Source organism: Candidatus Protofrankia californiensis, from assembly GCF_900634765.1.
Classification (GTDB): domain Bacteria; phylum Actinomycetota; class Actinomycetes; order Frankiales; family Frankiaceae; genus Protofrankia; species Protofrankia californiensis.
In genome coordinates this window covers 2,391-3,235 of sequence record NZ_CAAAFT010000290.1, presented here as the reverse complement: position 1 = coordinate 3,235, position 845 = coordinate 2,391, and the positions used below count along the sequence as shown (strand labels likewise).

1 protein-coding gene is annotated in these 845 nt (G+C 71.2%); it reads left to right on the top strand.

Translation table 11 applies throughout. From position 1 onward, the window contains the following. The coding region (locus DD1DGNOD_RS15610; protein ID WP_165036760.1) for an AMP-binding protein at positions 1-845 on the top strand (845 nt) is incomplete at both ends.

The window sequence follows — 845 nt, the reverse complement described above, 5'->3', positions numbered from 1 at the left end:
ATCGCCCGCGGCCGCGCCCGGCATGTCGTCTGCAACGCCGCGGACACCGGGAAGTTCGCCGAGGTCCCCGGGGACTACACGCGGATCAGCGTGGGGGAGGCCGAGGGGTGGGCCGACCTGCGAGGCGCCGCGGAGCTGGAGCACGTGCCGGTCGAGCACCCGGGCACGGCACCGGGCGACCCGCTGCTGCTGTACCTCACCTCGGGCACGACGTCACGGCCCAAACTGGTCGAGCACACGCAGGTCTCCTACCCGGCCGGCCACCTGTCCACAATGTACTTCCTCGGGCTGCGGCCGGGCGATGTCCACCTGAACATCTCGTCGCCGGGATGGGCGAAGCACGCCTGGTCGTGCTTCTTCGCACCGTGGATCGCCGAGGCAACGATCTTCGTCTACAACTACCGGCGGTTCGACGCGGCGGCTCTGCTGAAGCACCTGCGCGAGTGGGGGGTGTCCTCGTTCTGTGCGCCGCCGACGGTATGGCGGATGCTGATCAACGCCGACCTCGGTGAGCGCCCCAGCGCCCTGCGGGAGGCGGTCGGTGCCGGTGAGCCGCTCAACCCGGAGGTGATCGAGCAGGTCCGGCGGGCATGGGGACTGATCATCCGCGACGGATTCGGGCAGACCGAGACCACCGCCCAGGTGGGCAACACCCCCGGTTCCGAGGTGCGCCCGGGGTCGATGGGCCGGCCCCTTCCCGGCGTTCCAGTGGTGCTGGTGGACCCGACCAGCGGGCGCCGGCTGACAACACAACCGGGCGAGGGCGAGATCTGCCTGGACCTCGCGCGCCAGCCGCTGCCGCTGATGACCGGGTACCGGGACGATCCCGAGCGCAACGCGGAGGC